1 protein-coding gene is annotated in these 4126 nt (G+C 28.2%); it reads left to right on the forward strand.

Annotation, left to right across the window (positions count from 1 at the left end; translation table 11 throughout):
- The first annotated feature begins 341 nt into the window (after positions 1–341).
- Positions 342–4052, forward strand: a complete 3711-nt coding sequence (locus GBZ86_RS13345) for a S8 family serine peptidase (RefSeq protein WP_152891429.1) — start codon at positions 342–344, stop codon at positions 4050–4052.
- Positions 4053–4126 lie beyond the last annotated feature (74 nt).

The following is a 4126-nucleotide window of genomic DNA, read 5'->3' on the forward strand; positions in this document are numbered from 1 at the left end:
AAGAATTAATTTATGGCAAGTTGCTTAAAACAATACAACTTGATAAAAATATAACTACGCTTGAAGATGTTATTAATCATCTTAATAACGATTCTTTAGCTAGTTAAATTTATTGTAAAGTGGTGTACATTTAATTTTATCATATTTTAAATTGATATAAAAAAATAAAATAATAAATTAAATTAAACAATAAATAAATTATTATGTTAATACAATTAACTTTTTTAAAATAAAAAAGCAAAATAAAAAGAAAATACTTGATAAATAGTTAAAAATATGTAATTATTATAAATAAATCAATAAACATTAACATATAAAATAAATTTTAAGGGGGCTTTTTTATGTTAAAAAACAAAAAGATTGGAGCTATTGTATTAGCTACTGCTATGACGTTGTCTTTATTACCAGGGGGGATAGTTAAGGCAACAAATAATAAATTAAATTTAGAAGAAATAAAAAAAGTTGCAGATAGAATTATGCAAGAAAAGCATAAAGAAAGAGCTGTTAACTTTAATAGTGATAAAAATTTATATGAATCTGTAGAAGGTAAACAATATAAAGCTGAAGATAGGGTTAGAATAATAGTTGAACTAGAAGAAAGTAAGCAACAAGGAAAAGCAGCTATTACTGACAATAAGAATATACAAGAAAAAGTATTAAAACATATTAAAGGTAGTAATGCTAATTTTGATTTAAGACATAGTTTTTCACAAAAAGTTAATTCTTTAAGTGGTGAAGCTAAAGTATCAGATATAGAAATTTTAGAGGATTTACCTAATGTAAAAAAAGTAAGAATAGCTAAAACATATACAGCAAACTTAGGTGGAGCTACAGAGATGGTTCAATCTTCTCAAGTATGGGAAGAACTTGGATACAAAGGAGAAGGAATGGTTATTGGAGTTTTAGATACTGGTTTCCAATTAGACCATAGAGATTTTAAATTAGGTGAAGAAGGAAAAGAAGAAGCAAAATTAACAGAAAATAATTTGCAAGATAAATTAAGTTCAACAAATGTAGATGATATTTATTATAATGAAAAAATACCAACAGGATATGACTGGGCTGATATGGATAATAATGTATTACCAAAAGATTTAGTAAATGGAGCACATGGTATGCATGTAGCAGGTATTGTAGCAGCTAATGGGGATGTAGAAAATGGTGGAGTTAAAGGAATAGCACCAGAAGCTCAAATTATAGCAGAGAAGGTATTCACAGATTGGGGTGGTGCCTATGAAGATGATATAGCAAAGGGAATTTTACATGCCACTGAAATGGGAGCAGATGTAATTAATATGAGTTTAGGTAGTGATGCTGGTTCCATATTACAGGATGATTTAGTTCAAGAAGCAATTGAAAAGGTAACTAAAGAAGGGGTATTATTAGTAGTAGCTGCTGGAAATGCTTATTATAATTTAAATAGTGGACATCCTTTAATGTCTAAACCATATAAAGATTTATATGATATAGGAACTTTAGGAGATCCAGCAGTTAGTCCATATGCTTTAGCTGTGGCTTCTGTAGAAAATAATTATACTACAACAAGTTTAATAGAGTTATCAAATGGAGAAAAATTTAATTATGTTGACCAACAAAGTTATGTTTCAAATTTAGTAAATGAGCTAGGAATAAATAGCGAATTTGAATTTGCTTATGCAGGTAAAGGAAGTAGTGAAGATTTTAGAAATACGGATTGTAATGAAAAAATAGTAATTGTTAATCCTGATCAAATATATGGAAGTTATGGAGTTATGCAAAAAGAAGCTGAAAATAAAGGTGCTAAAGCATTAGTTGTTGTAGCAAATTATGAAAATAATCTTAATGCAACAAGATATAGCATACCACTAATTTCTACAGGCAAGGCTGAAGGAGAAGCTTTAATAGAGTTAATAAAAAGTGGACAAACAATTTCAGGAACAGTAACAGGTAAGAAAAATGTTATGCCATTAAGTGATAAATTAAAAGTAAATGAATTTTCATCTTGGGGAACAGCACCAACTTTAGAATTTAAACCTGAAATTTCTGGAGTAGGTGGAAGCATATATTCAACAACACCTGATGGAGGTTATACAACAATGTCAGGTACATCTATGGCAACACCTCAAGTTGCAGGAGCTGCTGCTATATTAATGCAAGCTATGAAAGAAAAAGGTGCTGAGCAAAGCTTTGATACAGTAATGAAAGCAAAAAATATTTTGATGAATAATACAACTATAATAGATAAAGAAGATAAAAATGTACCTCATTCTACAAGAGAGCAAGGGGCAGGGCTTTTACAATTAGCTGATGCTATAAAAACTCCTTTAATAGCTTATGATAAAAATGCTTCTATGGAAAGAAGAGGTGCTATTGAATTAAAAGAGTTTGAAGAAAAAGCAGAATTTACTGTTTCATTAGAAAGTGTAATTGATGAAAGTAATGAATATGAAGTTTTTGTAGATTTATATACAGATACTTTAGTAGAAAAAGAAATTGATAATAACTGGGATGGACAAGTTGATTTAGTTACTGAAGTTAATGAACTTTATAATAGAGAAATAAATGGAGCAAAAGTTACTATAAATGGTGAAGAGATAAATAAAGCTAACGGATATAATGTAGAAATAAATAAAGATAATATAGAAAATTTAAATATTAATATAGATTTATCTAATTCTGATATGGAAGAGGAAGTTTTCTTAGAAGGTTATATAAGAATTGTTTCTAAAAATGATGAATATAAAGAAGTTAGCTTACCACTTATGGGATTTCATGGAGAATGGGATGAAGGACCAAATATAGATGCTCCTTTAGCTACAGAAAGTGATGAAGCATTTTTCTCTTACACTGCGGTATTTGCACCAGAAGAAGATATGCCATTAGGATTTGATCCTCTTACTAATTCCTTTAATTTAGATGCTATTGCAATTTCACCATATTCATATGTAAATATGGCTGGTCCAAGTTTATCAGTTTTAAGAAATTTAGATTATTTAGATATAAGTGTAGAAGATGAAGAAGGAAATATGGTTAAGCAATTAGATAAATATGAAGATTTATCTAAAAATACTTATTATAATAATAATTTTTCTTATAAGTTTTCAGATATAGATCCATGGGATGGAACAAATGAAAATGGAGAATTTGTGAAAGATGGAAGATATAAATTTGTAGCAAAGAGTAAACTAGCTTATGAAGGAGCAGAAGAACAAGAGGTGGAATTACCTATAGCTGTAGATAGTGAAACTCCAACAGTTACAGATTTAAAAGTAGCTCCAGATGGAAATGAATTTAAAATTAGTTTTAATGTGGAAGATAATTTGACTGGATATTGGGGAACTGTATTATATATAGATAATGAGTATGTACCATTAGAGCCTGGAATGACAGAACATTTTGTAGATAAGATGCCAGAGCAAGTAGTAGCTATTGTATATGATAATGCTAGAAATTGTAGATTAGAAGTGTGGGGAAATGAAAATGATATCCCACAAGATGTATTAATACCAATGTATAATGTATATGGAAATGATATAAACTTTGAAGATTCTATATATATTCAAGGAATAGCTCAAAAAGTTGTAAAATGGAATATAGAAATTTTAGATTCAAAAGGAGCAGTTGTAGATAGAATAAAAGATTTAGAAGATATTCAAATATATATACCTTGGTCACCTGAGCAAGGACTAGCAGATGGTGTTTATAAAGTTAAATCTTATGCAGAAGATATGGATGGCTTTAGATTAGATTTACCTGAAAAAGAATTTAATATAGTAAATAATGAGATTAAACCAGTGGAAGGTAAGCCAGGAAAAGTACAAAATTTAAAAGGAACTTCTTTAAGTAATAGTAGCATTAAAATAAATTGGGAAGCACCACAAACTGAAGTTACTGTTAAAGAATATATAGTTTATAAAGATGGAGTAGAAGTTACTAGAGTTTCAGGAGAAATAAATGAATATACATTAGAAGAATTAAATAAAAATACTTTATATGGAATAAAAGTAGTTGCAGTATCTTATGATAATCAAAAATCTAGACCAGTTGCTATAAACTGTAGAACTATAAAATAATATTTAATCAAAAAAATACTAGGTGTTTTCTTTATTAGACTATATCTAGTATTTTTTATTTGAATTACAAATTC

Source organism: Clostridium tarantellae (genome assembly GCF_009295725.1).
Lineage (GTDB): Bacteria > Bacillota > Clostridia > Clostridiales > Clostridiaceae > Sarcina > Sarcina tarantellae.